This is a genomic window from Lachnoclostridium sp. An14, assembly GCF_002160755.1.
Classification (GTDB): Bacteria; Bacillota; Clostridia; order Lachnospirales; family Lachnospiraceae; genus Lachnoclostridium_A.
This window is the reverse complement of record NZ_NFLE01000022.1, coordinates 1-24,524: the sequence shown is the minus strand read 5'-3', so window position 1 is coordinate 24,524 and position 24,524 is coordinate 1. Positions and strand designations below refer to the sequence as shown.

23 protein-coding genes are annotated in these 24,524 nt (G+C 43.6%); 19 read left to right on the top strand and 4 right to left on the bottom strand.

The features are described from left to right. Window positions 1-12: 12 nt before the first annotated feature. Entirely contained in the window at window positions 13-1,521 is a 1,509-nt protein-coding gene (locus tag B5E84_RS12715) for a Na+/H+ antiporter NhaC family protein (protein WP_087223326.1), read from the top strand. A gap of 89 nt (window positions 1,522-1,610) precedes the next feature. After that, window positions 1,611-2,159 carry a stage V sporulation protein T gene (gene spoVT, locus B5E84_RS12710; protein WP_087223324.1) on the top strand — a complete coding sequence of 183 codons (549 nt, stop codon included), beginning with the start codon at window positions 1,611-1,613 and terminating at the stop codon, window positions 2,157-2,159. Between the two features lie 112 nt (window positions 2,160-2,271). Here spoVT and B5E84_RS12705 read toward each other — a convergent pair whose 3' ends face one another. From B5E84_RS12705 to B5E84_RS12695, 3 genes are read right to left on the bottom strand one after another with little or no spacing between them, the layout of a single operon-like run. Next, on the bottom strand, window positions 2,272-3,069 hold the full coding sequence (locus B5E84_RS12705; RefSeq protein WP_087223322.1) for an ABC transporter ATP-binding protein: 798 nt from the start codon (window positions 3,067-3,069) through the stop codon (window positions 2,272-2,274). Next, window positions 3,066-4,034, bottom strand: a complete 969-nt coding sequence (locus B5E84_RS12700; RefSeq protein WP_204248585.1) for an ABC transporter permease — start codon at window positions 4,032-4,034, stop codon at window positions 3,066-3,068. Before B5E84_RS12700 ends, B5E84_RS12705 begins: the two co-directional genes overlap by 4 nt. A 24-nt stretch (window positions 4,035-4,058) precedes the next feature. Then, the gene (locus B5E84_RS12695) at window positions 4,059-5,105 is read right to left on the bottom strand and encodes an ABC transporter substrate-binding protein (protein ID WP_087223320.1); all 1,047 of its coding nucleotides are present in this window, start codon (window positions 5,103-5,105) and stop codon (window positions 4,059-4,061) included. A 324-nt stretch (window positions 5,106-5,429) separates the two neighbouring features. Between B5E84_RS12695 and B5E84_RS12690 the strand changes: the two genes are divergently transcribed. The 16 genes from B5E84_RS12690 to B5E84_RS12615 all read left to right on the top strand — a co-directional run bounded on the left by B5E84_RS12690 (window position 5,430) and on the right by B5E84_RS12615 (window position 22,632). Beyond that, window positions 5,430-6,287, top strand: a complete 858-nt coding sequence (locus tag B5E84_RS12690) for a tyrosine-type recombinase/integrase (RefSeq protein ID WP_087223318.1) — start codon at window positions 5,430-5,432, stop codon at window positions 6,285-6,287. Between the two features lie 307 nt (window positions 6,288-6,594). Next, the gene (locus tag B5E84_RS12685) at window positions 6,595-8,046 is read left to right on the top strand and encodes a sugar transferase (RefSeq protein WP_087223316.1); all 1,452 of its coding nucleotides are present in this window, start codon (window positions 6,595-6,597) and stop codon (window positions 8,044-8,046) included. 55 nt (window positions 8,047-8,101) lie between these two features. After that, entirely contained in the window at window positions 8,102-9,415 is a 1,314-nt protein-coding gene (locus B5E84_RS12680; protein ID WP_087223314.1) for a UDP-glucose dehydrogenase family protein, read from the top strand. 15 nt (window positions 9,416-9,430) lie between these two features. Then, window positions 9,431-10,450, top strand: a complete 1,020-nt coding sequence (locus B5E84_RS12675; protein WP_087223312.1) for a glycosyltransferase family 8 protein — start codon at window positions 9,431-9,433, stop codon at window positions 10,448-10,450. Continuing rightward, a complete protein-coding gene (locus B5E84_RS12670) occupies window positions 10,437-10,952 on the top strand; it encodes an acyltransferase (RefSeq protein ID WP_087223310.1) in 516 nt (171 codons plus the stop codon). Before B5E84_RS12675 ends, B5E84_RS12670 begins: the two co-directional genes overlap by 14 nt. Continuing rightward, window positions 10,949-12,394, top strand: a complete 1,446-nt coding sequence (locus tag B5E84_RS12665) for a class I adenylate-forming enzyme family protein (protein WP_087223308.1) — start codon at window positions 10,949-10,951, stop codon at window positions 12,392-12,394. The genes B5E84_RS12670 and B5E84_RS12665 overlap by 4 nt, the downstream gene beginning before the upstream one ends. A 3-nt stretch (window positions 12,395-12,397) precedes the next feature. Further along, a complete protein-coding gene (locus tag B5E84_RS12660) occupies window positions 12,398-14,119 on the top strand; it encodes a CpsD/CapB family tyrosine-protein kinase (RefSeq protein ID WP_087223306.1) in 1,722 nt (573 codons plus the stop codon). Next, window positions 14,091-14,801, top strand: coding sequence for a YveK family protein (locus B5E84_RS12655; RefSeq protein ID WP_087223304.1), 711 nt, complete (start codon window positions 14,091-14,093; stop codon window positions 14,799-14,801). Before B5E84_RS12660 ends, B5E84_RS12655 begins: the two co-directional genes overlap by 29 nt. Window positions 14,802-14,807: 6 nt before the next feature. Then, window positions 14,808-15,890 (top strand): EpsG family protein, encoded by a 1,083-nt coding sequence (locus tag B5E84_RS12650; protein WP_087223302.1) that lies wholly within the window; start codon window positions 14,808-14,810, stop codon window positions 15,888-15,890. 16 nt (window positions 15,891-15,906) lie between these two features. Further along, window positions 15,907-16,992: a glycosyltransferase gene (locus tag B5E84_RS12645; RefSeq protein ID WP_162612862.1), complete on the top strand. Its 1,086-nt coding sequence runs from the start codon at window positions 15,907-15,909 to the stop codon at window positions 16,990-16,992. Beyond that, on the top strand, window positions 16,993-18,045 hold the full coding sequence (locus B5E84_RS12640; protein WP_087223298.1) for a glycosyltransferase: 1,053 nt from the start codon (window positions 16,993-16,995) through the stop codon (window positions 18,043-18,045). Between the two features lies 1 nt (window position 18,046). Continuing rightward, window positions 18,047-19,162, top strand: coding sequence for a glycosyltransferase family 1 protein (locus B5E84_RS12635; protein ID WP_087223296.1), 1,116 nt, complete (start codon window positions 18,047-18,049; stop codon window positions 19,160-19,162). Then, on the top strand, window positions 19,155-20,576 hold the full coding sequence (locus tag B5E84_RS12630) for a hypothetical protein (RefSeq protein ID WP_087223294.1): 1,422 nt from the start codon (window positions 19,155-19,157) through the stop codon (window positions 20,574-20,576). The genes B5E84_RS12635 and B5E84_RS12630 overlap by 8 nt, the downstream gene beginning before the upstream one ends. Window position 20,577: 1 nt before the next feature. Continuing rightward, on the top strand, window positions 20,578-21,597 hold the full coding sequence (locus B5E84_RS12625; RefSeq protein WP_087223293.1) for an acyltransferase family protein: 1,020 nt from the start codon (window positions 20,578-20,580) through the stop codon (window positions 21,595-21,597). Next, window positions 21,578-21,796 (top strand): acyl carrier protein, encoded by a 219-nt coding sequence (locus B5E84_RS12620; protein ID WP_087223291.1) that lies wholly within the window; start codon window positions 21,578-21,580, stop codon window positions 21,794-21,796. Before B5E84_RS12625 ends, B5E84_RS12620 begins: the two co-directional genes overlap by 20 nt. After that, window positions 21,793-22,632 (top strand): alpha/beta hydrolase family protein, encoded by an 840-nt coding sequence (locus tag B5E84_RS12615; RefSeq protein ID WP_087223289.1) that lies wholly within the window; start codon window positions 21,793-21,795, stop codon window positions 22,630-22,632. Before B5E84_RS12620 ends, B5E84_RS12615 begins: the two co-directional genes overlap by 4 nt. Here B5E84_RS12615 and B5E84_RS12610 read toward each other — a convergent pair. Then, window positions 22,613-23,434, bottom strand: coding sequence for a metallophosphoesterase (locus B5E84_RS12610; protein WP_087223287.1), 822 nt, complete (start codon window positions 23,432-23,434; stop codon window positions 22,613-22,615). The genes B5E84_RS12615 and B5E84_RS12610 overlap by 20 nt on opposite strands. A gap of 202 nt (window positions 23,435-23,636) precedes the next feature. Between B5E84_RS12610 and B5E84_RS12605 the strand changes: the two genes are divergently transcribed. Continuing rightward, a partial coding sequence (locus tag B5E84_RS12605; RefSeq protein ID WP_143469220.1) for an ISAs1 family transposase occupies window positions 23,637-24,524 on the top strand: 888 nt, incomplete at its 3' end.

Sequence of the window (24,524 nt, the reverse complement as noted above, 5' to 3'; positions counted from 1 at the left end):
GAACACATAGTTATGGTATCCGGAACGATTTGGTCCCTGGTGCCGCCGGCCGCGGCCATCGCGTTGGCGCTGCTGACAAAGGAGGTGTATCTGTCCCTGATGATCGGCATCCTGGCAGGCGGCCTGCTCTGTACCGGCTTTCACCCCCTGCGGGCGGTGGAGGTGACATTTGGAATCATGGGGGACCGAATGGGAGAGAATATCAACATCATTCTGTTTCTGGCCCTCCTTGGCATCATCGTGTCCCTGATCACCCGCTCAGGGGCGTCCAAGGCCTACGGGGAATGGGCGTCCAGAACCATCCGCAGCAGCCGGGGCGCCCTCTTGGCCACGGCGGCCCTGGGAGCGATGATCTTTGTGGACGACTACTTCAACTGCCTGACGGTGGGGACGGTGATGCGGCCGGTGACGGACAAATATCAGGTGACCCGCGCCAAACTGGCTTATATCATTGACGCCACGGCGGCCCCCGTCTGCATCATTGCCCCGGTGTCCAGCTGGGCGGCGGCAGTGGGTTCCTCCCTCCCGGAAGGGAGCGGGATCGACGGCTTTAGCCTGTTTTTACAGACCATCCCCTTAAACCTTTACGCCTGGTTTACCCTGGCGTTTATGCTGTATCTGACGGCGAAACGGCTGGATTTTTCCGCCATGAAACGGTACGAGGACCAGGTGCGTGCGGACGGACAGGAGAAAACGGCGGACGGCGAGCGGGAGCTGGTGACGGGCCGGGGACAGGTGATTGACCTGATCCTTCCCATCGCGGCCCTCATTGTCCTCTGTGTGTCCGCCATGCTCTACACCGGCGGCATCCTGGAGGGAAAGACGGCGGCCGCTGCCTTCGCCGGCTGCGACTCCGCGAAAAGCCTGGTGCTGGGAGCGTTTTTCACGTTGATTTTCCTGGCGGTTCTTTATCTGCCCAGGCGGGTGGTGCTGTTTTCGGAGATGTGCGAGAGCATTTCCGCCGGGGTGAAATCCATGGTGCCGGCCATCATCATTTTGAGCCTGGCCTGGAGCCTTTCCGGCATCTGCGGGGAAGAATACTTAAATATCGGCGGCTTTGTGGGCCAGGCCGTGGGCGGCAGCGCCCTGGTAGGCGCCCTTTTGCCGGCGGGATTTTTCGTCATCGGAGCGGGGCTTTCCTTTTCCACAGGCACATCCTGGGGGACTTTTGGGATCCTGGTGCCCATCGCCCTGGCGGTGACAGGCACGGCGGATCAGGAAATGCTGGCCCTGAGCGTGGCGTCCATTCTGGCCGGAGCCGTATGCGGCGACCATATGTCGCCTATTTCCGACACTACGATTCTGGCCTCCGCGGGAGCGCGCTGCCACCACATCAGCCACGTTTCCACCCAGCTGCCCTACGCCCTGTGCGTGGCGGCCTGCTGCCTTGCCGGCTATTTGGCCGGCGGCCTGGCCGGAAATGGTTTTGCGGCCATTTTCGTGGGAGCGGCAGCCCTGATTTTGCTGCTGGCAGTGGTGACGGTGAAGGCGAAAAAATCCGGCTCCAAAATCGAGGGTTGATAAAAAGTATAAATTCCTCCGTTTGACAAATACTACATTTACAGACAGCATTGAGGATAAATGTTAGAGTGTAAAATGGAGGAACAACTATGAAAGCTACAGGCATTGTGAGAAGAATCGACGATCTGGGCCGTGTGGTCATTCCCAAGGAGATCAGGCGCACGCTCCGGTTGAGGGAAGGTACTCCGTTGGAGATATTTACGGATCGGGAGGGAGAGATTATTCTGAAGAAATACTCGCCTATGGTGGAGCTGACGGCCTTCGCCAGCCAGTACGCCGAGGCCATGGCCCAGACCACGGGGAAAATTGTGTGCATCACCGACCGGGATCAGGTGATCGCCGTGGCCGGGGGCCCGAAAAAGGATATGCTCTTAAAGCCCATCAGCCATCAGCTGGAGCAGGCCATCACGGACCGCTCGGTGATCAATGCCTCCGGCGGGGAAAAGAGCTACGTGCCGATCACCGCGGAAGAACCGGAGGGAATCACCGCCCAGGTGGTCGCCCCCATTATCTGCGAGGGAGACGCCATCGGCGCCGTAGCCCTCTTAAGCCGCGAGCCGCGGGTGAAATTCGGGGACGGGGAGATCAAACTGGCGTCCACGGCGGCCGGGTTTTTGGGACGGCAGATGGAGAGCTGAGGGCGTAAAACGGAAAACAGGATATAAAAAAACAGGAGATGGTCTGAAAATCAAATCAGAATATCTCCTGTTTTTGTCTAAAGGGGTATATGAGGGATCCGTGAAACTCCCATCATTTGGAGAGCATCATCCGGTCATTGGAGAACTCTACTCCGCTGGCCTCCTCAAATTTCCTGAGAAGGTCGTCCACCGTGAGCTGTTTCTTCTCCTCGCCGCTGACATCGTAAATAATGGTGCCGTGATCCATCATGATCAGGCGGTTGCCGATGGTGAGGGCGTCCTTCATGTTGTGGGTGACCATGAGGGCGGTCAGGTGATGGCTTTCCACGATCTCTCTTGTAAGGCGCAGCACCTTGGAGGCGGTGGCCGGGTCCAGGGCGGCGGTGTGCTCGTCTAAGAGCAGGAGCCGCGGTTTCTGGATGGTGGCCATGAGCAGGGTCACAGCCTGGCGCTGTCCGCCGGAGAGAAGTCCCACCTTATCGGAGAGCCTGGTTTCCAGGCCCAGTCCCAGGGTGGCCAGCTGCTCCTTATAAAAGGCTCGCTCCTCATCGTTTAACTGCCAGCGCAGGCCCCGCCGCATCCCGCGGCGTTTTGCCAGAGCCAGGTTTTCCTCGATCTGCATCCCGGCGCAGGTGCCCTTCATGGGATCCTGGAATACGCGGCCGATATATTTGGCCCGCTTGTGCTCCGGATCCATGGTGACATTTGCCCCGTCGATCACGATTTTGCCGCAGTCCACGGGAAAGGTTCCGGCGATGGCGTTTAACATGGTGGACTTTCCGGCCCCGTTTCCGCCGATGACGGTGACGAAGTCGCCCTCGTTCAGCTTTAAATTCAGGTTATCCAGGGCCCGTTTTTCATTGATCGTGCCCTTATTAAAGGTTTTGGAAACGTGCGTAATCTCTATCATTGATTTTGTCCTCCCTTTTTCTCCCCGTGCCGGTGCTCATCTGCGTAGAGGTCGTTCTCGGAGTAGGATTTTTTCAGCCGGTACCGGCCCATGGCTACGGGAATGGCCAGAGCCGCCCCTACCATGATGGAGGAGAGGAGTTTCATGTCGTTGGCGTCCATGCCCAGGCGGAGTACCAGAGCCTGGATCATGAAATACACAATGGATCCGATGACAGCGGAGAACAGCTTAAAGCCGAAGTTCTTCACCAGGCGGCCAAGGAGCACCTCGCCGATGACGATGGCGGCCAGGCCGATGACGATGGCGCCGCGGCCCATATTGATGTCCGCGTATTTCTGCATCTGTGCCACCATGGCTCCGGAAAGGCCAATGAGGCCGTTGGAAATCGCCAGGGCCAGGAGCTTGGTGTGTCCCGTGTTCACGCCCAGGGCGCGGATCATGTCCTCATTGTCTCCGGTGGCCCGCAGGGCGGAGCCGATTTCCGTGCCGAAGAACCAGTAGAGGAGCAGAATCACGGCGATGACTAAGAGGATGCCTACCAGCATGGATGCCTGGGAGTTGGTGATTCCCAGCTTGTCGGTGAAGAAGGAAACGGTGGTGTCAGCCTTCAAAAGCGGATTGTTGGCCTTTCCACTCATAATCCGCAGGTTTACGGACCAGAGCCCGATCTGGGTCAGGATTCCGGCCAGGATGGCGGGAATCTCAAAGAAGGTGTGAAGGACACCGGTGACCGCCCCGGCTAAGAATCCGGCTCCCATTCCCATGAGGGTGGCTAAAACCGGGTTGACGCCGGCTAAGATCGCCACCGTGGTGACGCAGCCGCCCAGCGTAAAGCTGCCGTCTGCCGTCAGATCCGGGATGTCTAAGAGCTTATAAGTGATGTAAACGCCCAGTACCATGATGCCCCAGAGGACACCCTGGGCTACGCCGCTTTGCAGGGAGCCCATTAAACCATTGATATTCATTGTACAGTTCCAATCCTTCCGTATTTATTCCAGGTTCAGTCCGGATAAGTCGATGCCCAGCTCAGCCGCCGTTTCCTCGTTTACCACGAGACGGAGCTTGTCGTCCGGGTAGTACTCGATGGGCATTTCCGCGGGGGAGGCGCCCTCTGTGAGAATCTTTACAGCCATTTCACCGGCTACCTTGCCAAGCTCCGTGTAGTCGATGGTGTAGGTGGCCAGTCCGCCGGCGGTGCACATTCCCTCCTCGCCTACGATGGTGGGAAGTCCGTTGGCATTGGCAATCATGGCGACGGTGGGCATACCGGCCGCGATCACGTTATCTGTGGGGGCGTAGATCACATCCACGTTTCCAACCATGGACTCCACCACAGTCTGGATGTCATTGGAAGTGGCTACGGTGTAGTCGGTGGCGGTGAGGCCGGCAGCCTCGCAGGCCTCGTGGGCCAACTGCGCCTGAATCTCGGAGTTGGACTCCGCGGAGCAGTAGAGAATGCCTACGCTCTTGGCTTCCGGGAGAATCTGGGTCAAAAGCTCGATCTGTTTGGCCACAGGGGTTAAGTCGGAGGAACCCGTTACGTTTCCGCCGGGAGCCTCATTGGTGTCCACCAGTCCGGAACCAGCCGGGTCCGTCACAGCGGTGAGAACGATGGGGATGTCCTCTGTCTCCGCGGCACAGGCCTGGGCCGCGCCGGTGGCGATGGCGAAAATCAGGTCGTCGCCGTCATTTACAAATTTCTGAGCGATGGTGGTGCAGGTGGGGGTGTCGCCCGCCGCGTTCTGCTGGTCTACCTCGTAGGAGATGCCGGAGGCGTCCAGGGCCGCGATAAAGCCCTCGTTGCACTTGTCCAGGGCCTCGTGCTGCACCAGCTGGAGCAGTCCGATCTTGTAGGTGGTGCCGTCGGCTGCCGCCTCGGTGTCCGTATCTCCCGCCGCGGAGGTGTCCGCAGCAGCCTCTGCGGAGGTGTCTGCCGCCTGGGTGTCATTGGAGGTGGAGCTTCCGCAACCGGCCATCATCACTGCCATTACCGCAGCCATGGAGACGGCTGCCGCTTTTGTCATTCTTTTTTTCATAGTACATTTCCCCTTTTTTATAAAATTGTCTCTATAAAATTGACTTAGTAGGTATCATACCATCACTTGGACATCGTGTCAACAGTTTAAACCGCAACGCTTTAACGCTTTTGCGTGATAAAATAGAAATCCTGATTGAGAAAAAGGACAATTAATAATATAATAATGAAAAAGTTCTCTTTTTACAGATTTGCTACGTGCAACGTTCTGTCTGAGTGTACATTTTCGCGCTTGATTTCCAAGATGGCCTATGATAGAATAACAAAGGAATGATCCGTCAATTTATTGGTATAATAAAACCTTATATAAGGAGGGATCATTTTTATGTTTGTAAAAAAAGAAGATCGAAAATTGACACTGGAACTCATTATAGAATATGAAAATTACTTGCTGGAACAGGAAAGAAGTTCTGCAACGATTCTCAAATATATTCATAGCTTAAAAGAGGCTATGATTTTTTTTAAAGGGAATGTGTTGACGAAACAGGAGACAATCCTTTGGAAGAAACATCTGTCTGAGCAATATTCAGTTTCAAGTGTAAATGGAGCTTTGGCTGCTTTAAATGGATATTTCAATTTTTGCGGATGGGAAGATCTAAAAGTGAAACCATTAAAACGTCAAAGAGATCTTTTCTGCTCGGAAGACAAAGAGTTAACTCAGGAAGAATATATTCGTTTAGTTCGGACGGCACAGAAACAAGGAAATTTGAGACTTTCGTTAGTGATACAGACAATTTGCAGTACAGGAATCCGTGTATCGGAATTGGAATATATTACAGCGGAGTCTGTAAAAACAGGCCGGGCAATCGTTTTTTCCAAGGGCAAGCAGAGAAAGGTTCTTCTTCCTAAAAGATTATGTATTTTGTTGGCAGAGTATCTGAAACAACAAAAACGAACCAAAGGGGCAATTTTTATTACTAAAAATGGTAGACCTTTAAACAGATCCAATATTTGGCGGGAAATGAAAGCGCTATGCGATAGTGCAAATGTTGCGCCGGAAAAAGTGTTTCCACATAATCTGCGCCATTTGTTTGCCAGAATTTATTATACTTTGGAAAAGGATTTATCGCGCTTAGCAGATCTGCTCGGCCATACTAGTATCGACACGACAAGAATTTATACGGCAGAGAGCGGAGCTGTGCACGCTAGACAAATGGAGCGGATGGGGCTGGTTGTAACATGATACAACGGAATTTTTGTTCTGTTGTATAAAATGGTATTAAAAATGAACAGGAGGGTTTCTCCTGGCATAATTATTAAGCAGATATACATATATTCTAATTGTATGAATGTCAAAGTGTGGCCGACAAAGAAAATTTAAGTTCTTGTCGGTTTATTTCTTATACAAATCTTTAAACTTCAAGGATGATTCAGTCGTTTTCCCTATTTTGAGCATGAAAAAAATGGATGACAACTCTTTTTGTAATTACAGAACAAAAATTCTGTGACAAACAGTAATCTAAGAATTCTGTAAAACGAGGATAAGAGAGATGTACCGAAAAAGCATTCAAGGCTGGATGAAACATTGGGATTTTATGGTGTTGGATTTACTATGTCTTCAGATTGCGTTTTTAATGGCGTATTTTGTTCGTCATGGTTTCCTTAATCCCTATGAAAGTTATATGTATCGCAATATGGCGCTGGTGTTAATTCTGTTTCAAAATACAGTTGTCGTTTTCGGAGGAACGTTAAAGAATGTTTTGAAACGAAAAGTCAGCAAAGAACTGGCAGAGACAGCAAAGCAGGTGACGTGGGTGACGTTGCTGGCTGTATTTTATTTATTTGTAATTCAAGAAGGGCAGATGTATTCTAGGGCTGCTCTTTTAATGATGTGCGGAATTTATGGAGTTTTAACTACAATTGTACGCTTGCTATGGAAAAAGAGGCTTAAAAAAAAGGGGTTTGGAAAGGGAAGCCGATCCCTGCTTATTGTCACTACGAGGGAAATGGCAAAAGAGGTGGTAGACAATCTTTGTAAGTATAGTTATGAAACGTTTCAACTTACTGGTATTGCTGTTCTGGACTGTAATATGCGCGGGGAAAAAATTGAAGGAGTCGAGGTAGTAGCGGACAGGGAGAATGTGACAGATTATGTTTGTCGGGAATGGGTTGATGAAATTTTAGTCAGCCTTCCGAACAACACCACTTCATTAGATGCCTTGATCAACCAATTTATAGAAATGGGAGTGGTTGTTCATGTAGAGCTGTTAAAGGCGCAGGAAACGTGGGACTATAAGAGATTTGTAGAAAGGATTGGAAACTATACTGTGCTCACTACCAGCATGAACTATGCCACTGTAAAGCAGATAGCGATGAAACGCGTATTGGATATTATCGGCGGGTTGGTAGGTTGTGGAATTACATTGGTACTAATTTTGATTATAGGTCCTATGATCTATATTCAGTCTCCGGGTCCTATATTCTTTTCTCAAATTAGAGTAGGGAAAAATGGGAAAAAATTTAAAATTTACAAGTTTCGCAGTATGTATATGGATGCCGAGGAACGTAAAAAGGAACTTCTGTCTCAGAACAGGGTGAAAGATGGCAGAATGTTTAAGCTAGATTGGGATCCGAGGATTATAGGCAGTCAAAAACTGCCGGATGGGAGAATCAGAAAGGGAATTGGAAATTATATTCGCGATAGGAGCTTAGATGAATTCCCTCAGTTTTTTAATGTGCTTAAAGGAGATATGAGTCTGGTGGGGACACGGCCTCCGACCGTTGATGAGTGGAATCAGTACGATCTTCACCATCGAACTAGATTGGCTATTAAACCGGGAATCACTGGTATGTGGCAAGTGAGCGGAAGGAGTAACGTGACAGATTTTGAGGAGGTCGTCAAGCTGGATAAAAAATATATTGCGGAGTGGAGTTTTGGATTAGATATAAAAATACTATTCAAAACTGTAAAAACGGTTATTAAGAAAGAGGGAGCAATGTAATCGGCTATAGGAACAACCATATATTTTAATGTTTTAATGAAGGAGAGAGAAACAAATGAGAATAGCAGTGGCAGGTACCGGCTATGTTGGATTGGTATCAGGAGTATGTTTTGCGGAAATGGGCCATGAAGTAATCTGTGTGGATACGGATCAAGAGAAAATCAGAACCATGAAAAAAGGAATTTCGCCAATTTATGAGGATGGATTAGAGGAGATGATGCGGCGGAATTATATGGAAGGGAGAATTGATTATACCACAGATTATGCAGCAGCTTATAGAAATGCTCAGGTGATATTTATTGGGGTCGGGACCCCGGAACGGCCAGATGGTTCTGCTGATTTATCATATGTTACCCAGGTAGCACGTCAAATTGCGGAAAGTGTGGAAAGTGATTGTCTAGTTGTGATTAAATCGACAGTTCCTGTGGGCACAAATGATAAGGTAGAGCAATATATTAAAGATTTTTTGAAAAATGATGTTCATATAGAAGTTGCGAGCAATCCAGAATTCCTTTCCCAGGGAACGGCTGTCCGCGATACCCTTAAGGCCAGACGCATTGTAATAGGTACAAACAGCAAGGGGGCAGAGAAATTATTGAGAGAAATATATGAGCCATTTCATTTGCCAATTGTGTCGGTAACACGTAGATCGGCCGAAATTATTAAGTATGCTGCTAATGATTTCCTGGCTTTAAAAATATCTTACATGAATGAAATTGCGAATTTATGTGAATTAGTGGGAGCGAATGTGCAGGATGTGGCAGAGGGAATGGGATATGATACAAGAATTGGAAAAGACTTTTTAAAGGCTGGAATCGGGTATGGGGGTTCGTGTTTTCCTAAAGATACAAAAGCACTTGATTTTTTAGCAAGGCAAAAAGGGTATATGCTGAAGACAGTGCGTGCTGCGATAGAGGTAAATGAAACACAGAGCGTCCGTTTATTTGAAAAGGCCCAGAATCGTCTTTTAAGTTTTCGGGGTTTAAAAACGGCAATTTTAGGCTTGACCTTCAAACCAGGTACCGATGATTTGAGGGCAGCTCCTTCTTTGAAAAATATAGAATTATTGCTAAATGCAGGCGCGGATCTTTACGTCTACGATCCTGTGGGATGTAAAGGGTTTAAACAAAAATATTCTCAGAAAAAAATAGAAAAAGGAAGTATTACTTACTGCGATGATGCGGAGTTCGCTCTGAGAGATGCCAATATTTGCTTTATTTTTACAGAATGGAAGGAAATTAAAGAAATTATGCCAGAACAATACGGGATATGGATGAAGAATGCCCTGGTATATGATGGACGCAATATTTATTCGCCGGAGGACATGAGAAAAGCAGGGGTTGAATATTACAGCATTGGTAGACCGTAGAAGGGCAGTGGAAAGATGAATTTGGAAAAAAACGTAGTGGTCTACAGCTGTGATGATGGATATGTATGGATCTTGGGAATTTCTTTGATTTCTTTGTTAGAGAATAATAAGGATTTAACAATATTTATTTTAGGCTACGATATACAGGAAAAAAATAAAGAATTACTTATAAAAATAGCGGCAGAATATGATGTTGAATGTATCGTTTTAAATGTATATGAACTGTGTAACAGAAATTTTTCTGTTTCTGGAAGATGGCCGTCCATTGCGTTTGTCCGGCTTTTTATGGCTGATATTTTACCGGAGTACATTCAAAAGGTGCTATATCTAGATTGTGATACGCTGGTTATGCAGAACATAACTGCTTTATTTGAAATGAATATGGAAGGATATGTATTCCGGGGAGTACAGGATTGTATAAGCAGACAGTATAAGAAAAATATTGGGTTAAATACATGGGAAACCTATGTGAATGGCGGAGTGCTGCTTGTGGATCTTGCAGCTCTCCGAGAATTTAATACAGAGAGAGCGGTAAAACGGTTTTTTAATCAATATTCCCGTAGAATGACATATGCGGATCAGGATGTGCTGAATGGTGTTTTTAGAGGAATGATAGGGATTTTGCCACCGGAGTATAATGTGATGACGGTTATTCTGAATTGGAGTTATCAGGAGATATACAGACTTAGAAAGCCAACATCTTACTATTCGGAAAAAGCAATAGCTTATTCCAAGGAAAAGCCGGCAATTGTTCATTTTACTCAAAATTTATGTACGATTCGTCCGTGGTATCAAAATTCAAACCATCCGATGGCAAACCAATTTCAAAAATATAAAGATATAAGCCCTTGGAAGGATGAAGTGCCTCCTTTTTTCAATGATAAAGGGATAGAAAATAAGCAAATTAAAATTTTGAAAAAACTGCCTCGGACAGTCTTTGTCTCAATAGTTGGTTTTTTTCATGCAATCTGCTATCCATTTTTCATCAGATTGAGAGCGGAGATATTCGGGAGAAATAAATATGCTATGGATTAAAGCGTATTACCATATTCGGGCATTTTGGATTAAGCTGTTTTGGAAACTAATTTACGGAAACCGATTGAGAATGGGAGAAAAAACTACCTTTCGCCGTAATTTTACTATAGCGTTGGAAGATACGGGAGTTGTGACAATTGGCGCAGGGTGTTTTTTTAATCATGACTGTTCTATTAGCTGCCGCGGGGATGTTCAGATTGGGAATGAAACATTATTTGGAGAAAATGTAAAAATTTATGATCATAATCATCGTTTTGCAGAAACGGGGCCAATAAAAGAACAAGGGTATTCTGTGGGAGAAATTCGAATAGGAAATCACTGCTGGATAGGAAGCAATGTGACATTTTTAAAAGGAGCACAGGTGGGAGATGGCTGTGTGATTGGAACAGGCTGCATTATCAATGGTCCGATTCCGGAGAACACGATAGTTACAACACAGCCGCAGTATTATGTCCAGCCAATTGAAAGAAGAATTAGTAAAAATACAAGGAGGATACAGTGAACAGTTTTAAATTAGGGGATTTGTTGATTGAAATGTCAGAAAAATATGAGAAACAACAGGCATTTTTGTTTCCGGTTGATAAATATACGGTGACACCTGTCAGATATTCTGAGTTTTTAAAAGATCTGGAGTATGGTGTGGCAATAGGTGAAAAGATTACATATCAACGAATTGCGATTATAGGTTACAATTCTTATTCTTGGATTTTAACGGCATTTTCACTGCTTTTATGTGGAAAAAGTTTGATTTTATTGGATCCAGGACTGGGAAAGCAAGATTTAGTCCACTTACTGGCATACACAGATACAGAATGCCTTATGATTTCTCCGGAGTTAGAAGACGAGTTAGAGTTTCTCCGCGATAATTATCATGTCGAGAGGTTTCTTTCTGTTGAGCAAGCGAAAGATAGAAGAAGTTTGGAAGGACTGCCAGTGCAGGGAGGAGATTTTTTATGTTTTACTTCCGGAACATCTAAAAGTTCCAAGGGAGTAGTGGTGACGGCAGAGGTTTTTGTGAAACATATCCTTTTGGCTGAAAACGTTTTACCGGGAAAGAAAGCGGACCGTTTTTTTCTTCCCTTACCGTTGCATCATATGTATGCTTTGACAATGATTTTCCACATTATGAAAAAAGGTGCTGTGGTGTGTCTTGGAACGACACCGAGGTATTTAAAACAGGAAGCCGTTTTATTTGATGCGGATATCGCGATGTTAGTCCCCAGTATGATTGATTTCCTATTTCAGGATGAGAAAATTATGCCGCGGCTTTATGCGGTGATTTTGGGAGGCAGCCGTTTTCGAAAAGAGTCTGCGGATAAAATAAAAGCCAGGGGAATACAGATTGTTAATATTTATGGTTCCTCAGAGACGGCTGGATTTATATCATGCAATCGGCCGGGAGAGGATGAGAACTGGCTGAGGCCGTATGGTCCGATACAATTTGTATTGAGAGATACCGGAGAATTGGGGGTAAAACTTCCATTTTGTATGGAGGGATATTATAAAAGGCCAGAAGATACAGAGCTTGTGCTAGAAGACGGGTGCTTTTGGACAGGAGATGCCGGTCAAATCGATCAGGAAGGAAGGGCCATGATTCTTGGGAGAATTCGGGATACGATTGTCATTGAAAACGGCGAAAAGATTCATGCAGAAGATATAGATAGCGCATTAAACCAGATAAAGGGAGTTCAGGAGGCTGCTGTAGTCTATGTCCCTCAATGCGGAATATGTGCAGTGATAGTCGTAGAGCCAGACACGAATGTCCAAATGATTCAAAAAGGAATAGAGGCTTATAACAGGGATTGCACTCCAGGTCAGAGAATACGTCATATTTGGTACCGAGAAGAAAAATTGCCTCGTACAGCGACTGGTAAGCTGAAACGATACAAATTAGAAAATGAGTATCAGATCTGGAATGACTCGTGTCAGGTAAAAGAGGATTAAAGCATGGTAATTAATATTTATAGAAATTCCAGTCAGGCAGTGCTATCTGCTTATGATCATGTGGTAACAAATTTATATATGGATCATATGCAGCATGGTCATAAAATATATGCGGTTTGTGGGTGCAGTCCTGGAACGGGTGCTACTGCAGTATCGGTGGAGCTGGCAGTATCTTTTGCCGAGGCAGGAAGAAAAACCTTGCTGATTGATATGGATATGCGTAAAGAAAAAGTACATCAGCACTTAAATGAAAAAATAGGAGCTCGCGGTTTATCCGATTATATTGTGGGTACTGTCTCGGATGAAGAAATTGTGTTTCAGACAAATGTCAAGCATCTGCATTATATCGGCGGAGGGACAGCGGGAGGCGATCATACAGTAAAGATTCTTTGTTCCAACAAGTTGAAAGAACTGCTGCAAAGTTTGAATGAGACATATGACTTTATTGTAATCGACACACCGTCCTTATCAGCAACACTTGACAGTAAAGTTTTGTGTTCGTTGGCAGATTCTGTGGTTCTTGTAGCGGCGATGGAAGAATCCCAAAAGAAACAGCTTGAGAATGTGAAGGTACAATTGGATCAGTTGGGGGTTCCAATATCCGGAATCATAGCGACAAAGGCAAGTTGGGATGTTTATCGTCAATATATGAATCGATTTGACTATTTTGAAAAGAAAGAATATCTCCATAGGGAAACCAGGAAACGGGGCTGGAATCGAATATGGAAAAGCTGGAAACAAATTTTAAAAAAAATGGTAGGTTTGTCATGTCTGTTGCTTTTGTGTTTTATACCATCAGTATCAGTATATGCGGAGCCAGAGCAAACGAGTCAAACGGCACAAATGGGAAATCCCCGTTGTCCTATTGTAATGATACCAGAATATGACATAGAGGGAGATGTGTCGCCGGGGAAAGAATTTGATTTGACGGTGCAGGTAAAAAATGTGGATCCATCACTGGCAGCCTCGCAGGTACGAACAACTTTAGCCATAAAGACAGAGGGAGTCTATTTGGCGGAAGGGGATGTAAATCAGCGTTATGCGGAAAGGCTGGAAGCGGGAGAAACAGAAACGTATATATTCCGGTTGACCGTGTCCAGAAATGTGAAAGAGGAACTGCTTAGCAATTTGATTTTAGAGTGTAGCTTTAACTATGCTTCTCAGACAGGAACGATTGGAAGTAATTCTACGGCTTTTTCTATTGATATATCAAAACGTTCAGAGCTGAAACTTTTAGAAGTAACCATTCCGGATCGTGTATATGCCTACATTCCCACATTGATGGATCTGAAATATGAGAATACTGGGGAAAAACAAATCAGAAAAGTGATTATGACTGTAAGCGGAAATATAACGACTGCGGATCAGGAAATTATTTTGGAACCGGCATCCATTGGGCGGCAGATGAATGATGAACAATACATAACTTTTACACAAGGTGGAGATCAAGAGCTTCAGATACGTTTATCTTATGAGGATGAAGATGGAGATATGTATGAGCTGCCGTCTTTCGAATTGCAGACTGACGTATCTTATGATTTTGAGAGGGAAGATACTGAGAACAAAGAAAAGGGAATATTTTCGGCTAAGATGCTGTCGTCTGTTACAGCAATCGGGATTGGAATTGTTTTAATTGGAATTTTAAGGATTGGGGTTGTATGTAGCAGAAAACGGATGAAAACTGGAGGAAACAAAAATGGAGCTGAGTCGAATAATAAGTATTGATTTTGGATATTGCCTGATTGTATTGAAAAAAAGTATTCCTCGCATTCTGGTAGCAGCGATGGTAGGCACGGCAATTGGAATTCTGGCAGCGTTGCTGTATGTAAACCCAGAAAATTCGTATCGTGCGTTGGCTACGGTATACAGTTTCGCGGATGGTTCCTATGACGAGTCGGCGCAAGGCTTGAATGCTTTGAAAGTGTATTCGGAAATTGTAAAGTCCAGGAAGGTAGCAGAGCGGGCCAGGGTACTTTTAGGGCCGACTCATTTAACGGTAGGTCAGATATATGACATGATTTCCACAGATGCACGAGTAATACAGGGTAGTACCTATGTATATGAGAATAACACAGCTGTGTTAAAAATTTATGCGGACTCGTCAAGACAGACGGACAGTGTGGCTGTAGTTAATGCAGTAGCAGATGCGTTTGTGCAGGAGATTAATAACTTGTCAGATAGTAATACCATGCGTGTATTGGATTATTCTCAAGGAGCGGGAAAAACCTATGATGCAACGAAACAGCGAAGCTTGACGGTTATTTTCTGTACAGTCGGAGGAGCATTCGTTTATATTTTAATTCGAATTTTGACGGTAGTCCTTTCTTTCAGGATAGAAACTCTGAAGGATGTACAGCTTTATGGACAGCTAGCGGTTCTCGGAGTAATTCCTAATTTTAAGGAGTAAGGGACGATGTATGTCTATTTGATTGTGGTTGCTATATCTTTAAGTTTTGCCCGACTCGCCTGCAACACCAAGCCTTATCCTATGCTAAGGGGGACATACAGATTATTAGCGGTATGTTCTTTTTTGCCGTTTGCCATAAACTCTATGTTTCGAGGGCAGGTGGGAACGGATTGGCCGATTTATGATTCGTATTATTATTATATCAATCATGGGATCAGACAATTTTCGGAGCCGTTATTTAATCTTTTAAATCGTGTACTTTATGCTATAACTCCAAACTCTGCGCTGCTGTTTGCTGTAGTGGGATTTTTAACGTTGTTATTCTTTTTCCTGGGAATATATCAGCAATCAGATATGATCGTATTCAGTATTTTGCTGTTCTTTTTGACTAATAAATATTTTACTTCTTTAAATCAGATACGGCAAATGCTGGCCATGAGTGCGTTTGTATTTGCGATTAAGTATGCGCTAAAAAGACAGGTATGGGCATACATGATTTTAATGGTAGTTGCTACCCTGATTCATACATCATCCATTATCTATTTTCCGGTTTATTTTTTGGCTGGAAGAAGATATCATTCTGCAACGATGTTAAAAGGTTTTGCCTTATATTGTATCGGTCTTCCAATAGTTAAAATTTTGGTGCCGTTATTGGTTCGTTTTACCAGATTTGCTTGGTATTTTGATAGCTTATATAATCAGAACAATTTTTATATGATTGGCTTTATGACGGCGCTGGTTATTTTTGCGGTTCATTTGTGTTGTTTAAACCGTTTGGAACGGAGACAAAACTTTTTGAAGAATGGAGAAATGGAGAAAGCAGGTTTTTTTGCGGTAATGTCGATGCTACCGTGCATGATTCTTTTGCTGTCGGCTGTACTGCCACAGGTCTTGAGAATCGCAGAAGGGTTTGCTGTAGTGCAGATCTTTAGTCTTCCCTTTTTTGTAAAAAGGGAAAAAGATCAGAAGTGGAAGTGGGGGATTGTAATTCTTATAATCGGATTATATGCGAGTAAGCTCCTGTATGATGTGTATAAAAATCAATGGTATGGGGTTCTTCCGTATCACACAGTATTTTTTAAATATTGATGGGAGGGATCATAATTTGGAAAAAGCAAAGGTACTCCATATTGTAGAGGCTTTTGGTGGCGGCGTGTATACAATGGTAAGCTCGCTACTGTGCAGAACCTGCGATGAATTTGATACGTATCTTTTATGTTCATTGCGTCCGCAAACACCCCCAAATTACAGAGAACAGCTGGATAGCCGTATACACATTATGGAAATGCAGCACGCGGGCAGGAAAATAGGGTGGGGAGATTTGTTAAACTTTGTGGAGATTCGTAGAATTGTTAAAAAGATTAATCCAGATATTATTCATTTGCATTCCGCCAAATCTGGATTTATTGGGAGATGGGCAATAAATATGACGAAATACCAAGTGTTGTATACGCCTCATGGTTATCCGTTTTTAAAATTGGACGATCCCGTTCTTCGAAGGAAAATATATTATTACCTGGAAAAGGCTGCTGCGAAAAAGGGGGGATTTACTATTTGCTGTTCGAAAGGGGAATGGGAGATCTCGAGGAAGGTAACTTTAAATTCGATGTACATTAATAATGGAATAGAATTACAACAAAAAAACTTTCCGGAACCTCGTTTCCCGAATCTTGATTCAGACTCATTCAAAATAGCAACTATGGGAAGAATTTGCGTGCAAAAGCAGCCCCATCGTTTTCAACAGATTGCAGTCAGGCATCCTGGACATCATTTCCTTTGGATTGGAGATGGCGAACTGAGAGAGGAACTACAGTCGGATAATATTGAGATTACAGGATGGACAGATCAGAATGACGCGTTGAAGTACCTAAACGAAAGCGACATATTTGTTTTGCTTTCGGCATGGGAGGGATTACCCATTGCTCTGTTAGAGGCTATGTATTTGAAAAAAATATGTATTGTAGCTCCCATTCCTGGTATGAGAGAAGTAATCTGCGATGGAGAAGATGGTTTTCTGTGCGACTCGGCAGAGCGTTTCGCTGAGATTCTTCAGGGAATACAGTCAGGAAAATATGATTGGAGAAAAATTGCGCGAAACGCTCAGGAAACAGTAAAGAGGAGATTTACGGCTGAACAGATGGCTAATTCGTATAAAGCCTTGTACAGAAAGCTCCTGCACGGAGGAAAGTAGATGAACAGATGTTTTTTGAGCATTATTGTACCTATATATAAAATAAAAGAAAGTTATCTCCGCCAATGCCTGGACAGTTTGAAAGAACAAACGTTTCAAAATTTTGAAGTTATTTTAGTTGACGATGGCTCTCCTGATCAGTGCGGGGCTATATGTGACGAATATGTCCGAAATAGCGGACAGTTTTCGGTAATTCATCAAACCAACAAAGGAGTATCGGAGGCCCGGAATGCAGGGATGAGGGCAGCAGTTGGTGACTGGATTGTGTTTATTGATCCAGATGATTGGGTAGAAAAACAGTATGTAGAAATTTTAACGAAAACAGCAGATCGTGTAGATGCAGATATTCTGTTTTTTGATTACTATAATGAATTTCCGGAAATTTCCATTCAGAAAAGCTTAAAGGGCCACTCGGGCTTTCTGGGTGAGGAGTGGATAAAAAGCTTAAGGATTGCGCCATTTAATATTTTCACGGTTAATAATAAAGAAATTCATTATGAGACAAATACGATTTGGAGCAAAATGTTTCGGACTGCCCTGGTTCGAGAGCATGATTTATGGTTTGAGCCTGAGGCGCGGAAGGGACAGGATACCATTTTTGTAACAGAAATATTGCAGTGTACTTCCCGTATGTATTATGTGAAACAGGCATTGTATCATTACAGGCATTTGAATAGTTCCGTTACTAATGCGTATAATCCTAAAGTTATGTTTTATAACGAAATTATGTTTCGATGTCAGGAGAAGATTATAGAAAAGTATCATCTTCCAACAGAATACAGAGAGGCATTGCAGGCTCATATTTGTACCAGAATGTATTCCGGAATGCGATTGTATTATTTTAATAAAAGCAATCCGATGGATTATTGTACAGTGAAAAGAAAAATTTTGAATGCACTGGATCAAGAACCCTATAAAACTGCCTTTGAAAATGTAAATTACAGGTTGCTTTCAAGGGAACAAAGAATATTTGTTTTTTTCCTAAAACATCACAAAATAGCAGTAATCCGAATTTTGGTAAAGGCAAGAAGGATGATAAAGAGGACTGGATAATATGGAAGAACAGAAAAAAATAAAAATTGCCCATATTGTGGGAGCGTTAACTGCCGGCGGGGTAGAGGCAGTAATCTATAATTATTTTTCCAATATAAACCGGGAGTTATATGAACTTCACTATATCACCTATAATCCGCCTGAACCGGATATGAAGAAAAAATTTGAAGCATTAGGATTCCATATTCATCAGGTGCCGCAAAAAAGAAAACATCCGTTGCGAAGCTGTCTTCAAGTTTATCATATTTTAAAAATGAATCAAATTCAGATTGTACACTCTCACATGACGTTGATGTGCTTTGTGACAAACCTGTTGGGCAGGGCCGCTGGAGCCAAGGTGTTGATTTCTCATTCACATCTTGCGTTAAAGGATAGCGGGGCGAAGAAAGTGATTCATGGTTTGTGTAAGCTGTTATCCCGTATAACAGCGACGAATTATTTTGCTTGCGGCGAAGATGCAGCAGAATATTTATTTGGAAAAAAGGGAAAACAGAGGGCCTTTCTTCTTTATAATGCGATTGATTTGGAACTGTTTTCTGAAGATCAGGAAACGGCCAATGCAGTGCGTCAGGAATTAAATTTGGGAACAGGAATTGTGATAGGTCATGTGGGCCGGTTCACGGAACAAAAGAACCATGATTTTCTTTTGGAAATTTTCAAGAAATTTCTCTGCATTCACCCTGATTCTAAATTGTTATTAGCAGGAAATGGACCGGAATTGGAAAGGATTATGAGAAAAGCTGAACGGGACTTTCCTTCGAAAAACGTACGCTTTGCTGGCAGCCGGCAAGATATTTATCGCCTTTTATCGGCGATGGATATATTTGTATTTCCTTCTCTTTATGAAGGTCTTCCAGTTGTTCTGTTGGAGGCTCAAGCGGCGAGCCGAGCAATTTTGGCCTCAGATCGGGTGGATCGCAAAACGGATGTGACAGGCGGAATCTGTTTTATGAGTCTTAATGAATCGCCGGAGCGCTGGGCAGAAAAAGTGGATGAGATGTTAAAATCCGGGATTCGATGTCATGGGGAGACCATGAAAAATGGACTTTATGATATTCATAAAGCAGCGGGAGAACTGGACGATTTCTATAGGAACGCAGTAAAGAATCATGAATAAGCAGGTGCATTTATTTGTTAAGAATGTGGTATTTGCGGTAGGGGCCAATATGATCCAAATTATAACAACGCTGATCCTTACCATGGTAATGCCGAAAGTTATGACGATACAAGCGTACAGCTATTGGCAGCTGTATCATTTTTATACTACATATCTCCAGTATTCTTCTTTAGGCTGGTGTGAAGGCCTTTATATCAAATACGGTGGTGCGAATTATCACGATCTGGATCGGGGGGCTGTATCCTCTCAAGTTAGAGGGATTGTTTTGCATGAACTTGTTGTTGCGGCTCTGTTTTTGGGAGTTGTTTTGCCGCAGGTAAAGGGGGATTCTGCCAGATATGTGATTCTAATGGGCGCGACAGTTTATATGATCCTAAGGGTGACGCGATTTCAGTTTCAGACGATACTTCAGGCCTCCAATCGAATCGCAGAATATGCCAGAGCGTATTCTGGAGAAAGAATTTTGTTTTTAGTTCTTGCTGCTATCTGTATAGTAATAGGAAAAAATAATTTTTGTGTGTTTATAATTGCTGAAATAGTCAGTAACGGAGTGTTTTTGTTATACACGGCATGGCTATGCCGGGAAATTGTGGCAGCAAAACCGTGTAAACTGTACGAGGCCTTTTGTTTGGAAACGGAATTAATCCGAACGGGATTCAGTATTTCGATTGCCAGTTTCCTGGGGCAGATGATGATTGGGGTGGTACGGTTTGCAATCGAACGAGAGTATGGGACGATTGTTTTTGGCAAAATTTCACTGTCCTTTAGTATGGCAAATATGTTAGTGACGTGCATTACTGCAGTAAGCATTGTAATTTTTCCGGCTCTGCGTCGTTTGGAACCAGGTAAAGCAAATGATTTGTATAAACCATTGCGGGAATTAATGACGAAACCATTGCTGGGCACTCTTTTGGCCTATGTTCCGGTAAGCTATAGTTTAAGTTTATGGCTGCCTCAATATTCGGACAGCATAAAATATTTGGCCGTTTTGCTGCCGCTATGTATTTATGAGGTTCGGACAGCAGTGCTTTCCTGTACTTATCTAAAGGTGTGGGGAGGGCAGAAATATATGCTGTATGCAAATATGGTATCATTGTTAATCAGTGTGTTTGTTACATGGATTACCGTATATGTATTGAGAAGTGTGGATTGGGCGGTGGTATCCATTATGGGGCTGTATGCGTTAAAGAGTTTTCTTACAGAATGTATGGTGAAACGGTACCTGAACATAAAAATAGGAAAATTGGCGCTACAGGAACTTTTACTGGTAAGCTTATTTGTATTCTTCAGCTGGAAATTGACGCCGGTGCAGGCATTTGGCGGCTATCTGGTGAGTTACGGCGTTTATCTGTTTTTGGGAAGACGGGAATTTATCTCTGCTTGGGATAAGATGAAAGGAATAGTAAGAGTTTAAAATGAAAATAAGGAAAAAAATAATAAGTCTTACGATGTTTGATTTGCTGAAAGGCGTAGGAATTTTGATGGTTGTGTTTCGGCACAGTGTTCATACAGAACTGGCAGAAGTGGAACAGAGTGTTTTTTGGAGATTGGCGTATTCCGTATTAATGCCGTTATTTTTTATAACGAGTGGATACTGGTTAAAAAAAAGATCTTTAAAAGACGGGATTGTTTTTAGCGCAAAGTCTTTGCTGAAACCATATTTAATCGTAATGTTTTTGATTAATGTGGTGGGGTTTGTTCATCGTATGGCGATACATAATCTGGATGAATGGCGTACACTTTTCCTAAAGCAGTCGTTGCTTGTGATTTCAGGAAATTATTCACGTATAGGTGCTATGTGGTTTGTGTTCGCACTTATGGTGGGGTGGATGATATTTTATGGGTTGATTCAAATTGAAAATAAACGTACAAGGGGACTTGTATCTATAGGAATCTGCTGGGTGGGAACAATGGTATTGTCTTATAAATTGCCTTTCCAGATTGCACAGGGAATGATTGCTCAGTTATTTATATATGTGGGTTATATAATGAAGAAAGAGAAATTACTGGAAAAGAAGATTCCGGTTATCTGGGGGAGCGTTTTAGCGCTTATATGGCTCAGCATAGGGTATCTGTCCAGTCGGGAAACAATTTGTGATCTTGCAACTTATCGTTTCGGAAACGGAATGCCCGCTGTGTTAAGTAGTCTTTGCGGCGCGTTTCTCATTATCAAGGCAGGAGTCCAACTGAGCCGTGTTGAAAATAGATTTATTGAAAAATTGGGGACGATTGGCAGATATACGATGTGGATTTTGTGTATACATTCTTTTGAAGGCGCTGTTGTACCATGGAAATATTTGTTTCGGCTGGTTGGAGAGGAAAGTCTTGCAGGAAGTTTGTTTCAGCTGATTCTTCGCGGATGCTTTATATCTTGCGGATGTATTTGTTTAAAAAAGTTTTTAGGAGGAATAAAAAATGTTAGAAAAAATTATTGAAATTGCAAAAATGAGTTGTCAGGAAAATATAGAATTTGATAGGGAAACATCTGTTATGGCAGATATGGAATTAAGCTCCCTTGAATTTTTTCAATTTATATGTCAAATTGAAGATGCGTTTGGCATCCGAATTTCAGAAAGGGAGCTTAACCAAATAGATACGCTTGGTGATATTGAGGACCTGATTTTATCGAAATGAAACGATTATTTCTGTTACTCGGCATTTGTGTGACGATAGGACTGGCAGGCTGTGAAAAGGAAACATTTCACTTAGAGCAGAAAACAACAGGAGATATGGTGTATTATATGGCCGAGCATGGCGACTGTACAGATGAACCGGTTATAATACTCTGCCATGGCTTGGGGGGAAACCATAGAGATATGGAGCAGGCTGCACAAAATTTTTATAATAAAGGATATGCGGTTGTTACGTTTGATCTTTACGGACACGAAGAACAAGATTATGGGAAGAACATCTACATCCATGAAATGATCACGGGCAGCAAGGAAAAGGTGGAGGGAATCCTAAAAGATATTGATAAGATGGAAGTTTGTGATGCGGAGCGTTTTGGAATGTACGGGGTATCTTTAGGCGGAATGTTTTCCTTTTATATGGGGGCGTACGGGGAAACGGGTCCCCAAATAATAATATCAATGGCATCATCTCCTGATTTAGAAGATATATTTTGCCGCGCACTGGATCATGTTCCGGGAAAATGGTCTGCAACAGAAAAAAAACTCACGGGAATCAGTGATGAAGAAAAAGAAAGTGAGATTCTGTGGGCAAAAAACAATAGTCCCATTGATTCCATACAAAAGCTCGCACAAATTCCGACCATTATGGTAAATGGCACAGATGACGAGTATATGTCTATTGATCAGGTGAGAAATTATAAGAGCAACGTGGAGACGCTTGGTGGAGACGTCTTTCTGTATGAAAATCCCCATGGGACGCATGGAAAACTGGGGGACTACCATGGGGAACAGATTTTATCAATATTAGAGCAAATTTTTCCTATTTTTGATAAAGAGTAATACAGACAATTTCCGGCGGATTGTTAAAACGGGGAATTCGCGCATCTCCAAGCCCTCGGCTGATAATGATGGAGCTACTCCCTTGATGAAACAATCCGGCGTCATATTTGGGAAAAAGTGATCCGGTGTTTGAGAATACTCCACCTAAAAAAGGCAAGCGCACAATACCTCCATGCGTATGGCCAGACAGGATAAGATCATATCCGTAAGGCGACAGCTGATCAAAAAAATTTCCACCATGAAACAATAATAGATGAAAGGTATTATCATCAGCAGGTGAAAGCCCTCTGGCCGGATTGGTGGAACGCCATTTTCGGCCGGTGAGCTGAATGCTGTCGGAATCTTTGATAAGGGTGATTGTCTGGTCATCAATGTCTTGAACGCCGTATTGGGAAAAAAGCGCCTGCATTTCTGCGTATTGAAGAATGGGCTCTCCTGTAGACTTATCGAATTCATGATTTCCACTGACAAAATAAATAGGAGCCAGTGTGTGGATTCCTTTTAACAAATCGTTTAAAGGAGAAAGGGAGGTGTGTTTTTCATCTATAAAATCGCCTCCCAATAAAATTAGGTCTGGCTTACAATCAGCAACTTTTTGTACCAGGACGGATTCATGATCGCCAAATTCCTTTAAATGAAAGTCCGTCAACAATACAATTTTATAGCCATTGAAAGCGTCTGGCAGTTTAGAATTGGAAAATGTATAGAAAGTGGTTTCTAACGGGGAATGAAAGCCTAAGATCACTATTGTAAGGATCGCTATGATAATTAATATTTGACAAATACGACGCAGTGACAACATATTCTTCTCCTTTAATAAATTGACAAAATTATTTTACAGGGAAATAATTCTTTTGGCAAGGGGATGGCGGACAATCGCTAGAAAGCTAGAAAGTTCTGTCTTGAAATCCCCCAACTCCCCGCCCACGACAAACGCACGAATGAACAAATTATGAACATCCGTCTTTTTTCTGGTATACTAAAAGAAAAAAGGATGGGATGTTATGAAAGAAGTGTTAGATTTTGTAGGTACGGTGACGGATCTTAGACAGGAGAAAAAGGTTCTGCATAAAATGAAGGATATTATCCTGCTCGTTTTTTTCGCTATGCTTGCAAATGCGGATGACTGGGTGGAAATGGAAGTGTTTGGAAAGGAGCACGAGAAATTTCTGCGAAATTATTTGGAACTTCCCAATGGGATTCCCTCCCATGATACAATCCAGAGGGTATTTGCGATGGTGCCGTCGGAATTTTTGGAGCAATTCCAGAAAAAATGGAACGAAATGCTGAATCGTGAGGAAGGAGAAAAAATCAGGAAACTGCTTGCCATTGACGGAAAAACCCAAAGGGGAAATGGAAATAAAAACCAGAAAGGGAACCATATTGTCAGTGCTGTGGATGAGAACGGCTTTTGCCTGGGTCAAAAACGGGTAGAGGAAAAGACAAATGAAATCATGGCCATCCCCGAACTGCTGGACAGTCTAACGATAAAAGGATGTATCATCACAACGGACGCCATGGGGACGCAGACGGAAATCGCGAAGAAAATTAGACAGAAACGGGCGGACTATGTGTTGGCGTTAAAAGGGAATCAGGGGAGCTTGTATGAAGATGTGAGACTTTATTTCTCAGACCCGGAGCTACGGGAAAAATGCGCCTATAAAAAGACAGTGGAAAAAGCAAGAGGGAAAGTCGAAAAGAGGGAGTACTGGCAGACAGAAGATATAGGTTGGTTAAGCCAGAAAAAGGCATGGCCAGGACTGAAAAGCATTTTATTGACGCGGAACACGATAAAGGGGGCAGACGGGAAGGAGCAAATAGAGGAAAGATATTTTATAAGCAGCCTGTCAACAGAGATAGAAGACGCCGCGCGAGCCGTAAGGGGTCATTGG

Coding starts and splice junctions, on each gene's coding strand:
- B5E84_RS12715 (WP_087223326.1), top strand. CDS start 13: ATGGTATCCGGAACGATTTGGTCCCTGGTGCCGCCGGCCGCGGCCATC.
- spoVT (WP_087223324.1), top strand. CDS start 1,611: ATGAAAGCTACAGGCATTGTGAGAAGAATCGACGATCTGGGCCGTGTG.
- B5E84_RS12705 (WP_087223322.1), bottom strand. CDS start 3,069: ATGATAGAGATTACGCACGTTTCCAAAACCTTTAATAAGGGCACGATC.
- B5E84_RS12700 (WP_204248585.1), bottom strand. CDS start 4,034: ATGAATATCAATGGTTTAATGGGCTCCCTGCAAAGCGGCGTAGCCCAG.
- B5E84_RS12695 (WP_087223320.1), bottom strand. CDS start 5,105: ATGAAAAAAAGAATGACAAAAGCGGCAGCCGTCTCCATGGCTGCGGTA.
- B5E84_RS12690 (WP_087223318.1), top strand. CDS start 5,430: ATGTTTGTAAAAAAAGAAGATCGAAAATTGACACTGGAACTCATTATA.
- B5E84_RS12685 (WP_087223316.1), top strand. CDS start 6,595: ATGTACCGAAAAAGCATTCAAGGCTGGATGAAACATTGGGATTTTATG.
- B5E84_RS12680 (WP_087223314.1), top strand. CDS start 8,102: ATGAGAATAGCAGTGGCAGGTACCGGCTATGTTGGATTGGTATCAGGA.
- B5E84_RS12675 (WP_087223312.1), top strand. CDS start 9,431: ATGAATTTGGAAAAAAACGTAGTGGTCTACAGCTGTGATGATGGATAT.
- B5E84_RS12670 (WP_087223310.1), top strand. CDS start 10,437: ATGCTATGGATTAAAGCGTATTACCATATTCGGGCATTTTGGATTAAG.
- B5E84_RS12660 (WP_087223306.1), top strand. CDS start 12,398: ATGGTAATTAATATTTATAGAAATTCCAGTCAGGCAGTGCTATCTGCT.
- B5E84_RS12655 (WP_087223304.1), top strand. CDS start 14,091: ATGGAGCTGAGTCGAATAATAAGTATTGATTTTGGATATTGCCTGATT.
- B5E84_RS12650 (WP_087223302.1), top strand. CDS start 14,808: ATGTATGTCTATTTGATTGTGGTTGCTATATCTTTAAGTTTTGCCCGA.
- B5E84_RS12640 (WP_087223298.1), top strand. CDS start 16,993: ATGAACAGATGTTTTTTGAGCATTATTGTACCTATATATAAAATAAAA.
- B5E84_RS12635 (WP_087223296.1), top strand. CDS start 18,047: ATGGAAGAACAGAAAAAAATAAAAATTGCCCATATTGTGGGAGCGTTA.
- B5E84_RS12630 (WP_087223294.1), top strand. CDS start 19,155: ATGAATAAGCAGGTGCATTTATTTGTTAAGAATGTGGTATTTGCGGTA.
- B5E84_RS12625 (WP_087223293.1), top strand. CDS start 20,578: ATGAAAATAAGGAAAAAAATAATAAGTCTTACGATGTTTGATTTGCTG.
- B5E84_RS12620 (WP_087223291.1), top strand. CDS start 21,578: ATGTTAGAAAAAATTATTGAAATTGCAAAAATGAGTTGTCAGGAAAAT.
- B5E84_RS12615 (WP_087223289.1), top strand. CDS start 21,793: ATGAAACGATTATTTCTGTTACTCGGCATTTGTGTGACGATAGGACTG.
- B5E84_RS12610 (WP_087223287.1), bottom strand. CDS start 23,434: ATGTTGTCACTGCGTCGTATTTGTCAAATATTAATTATCATAGCGATC.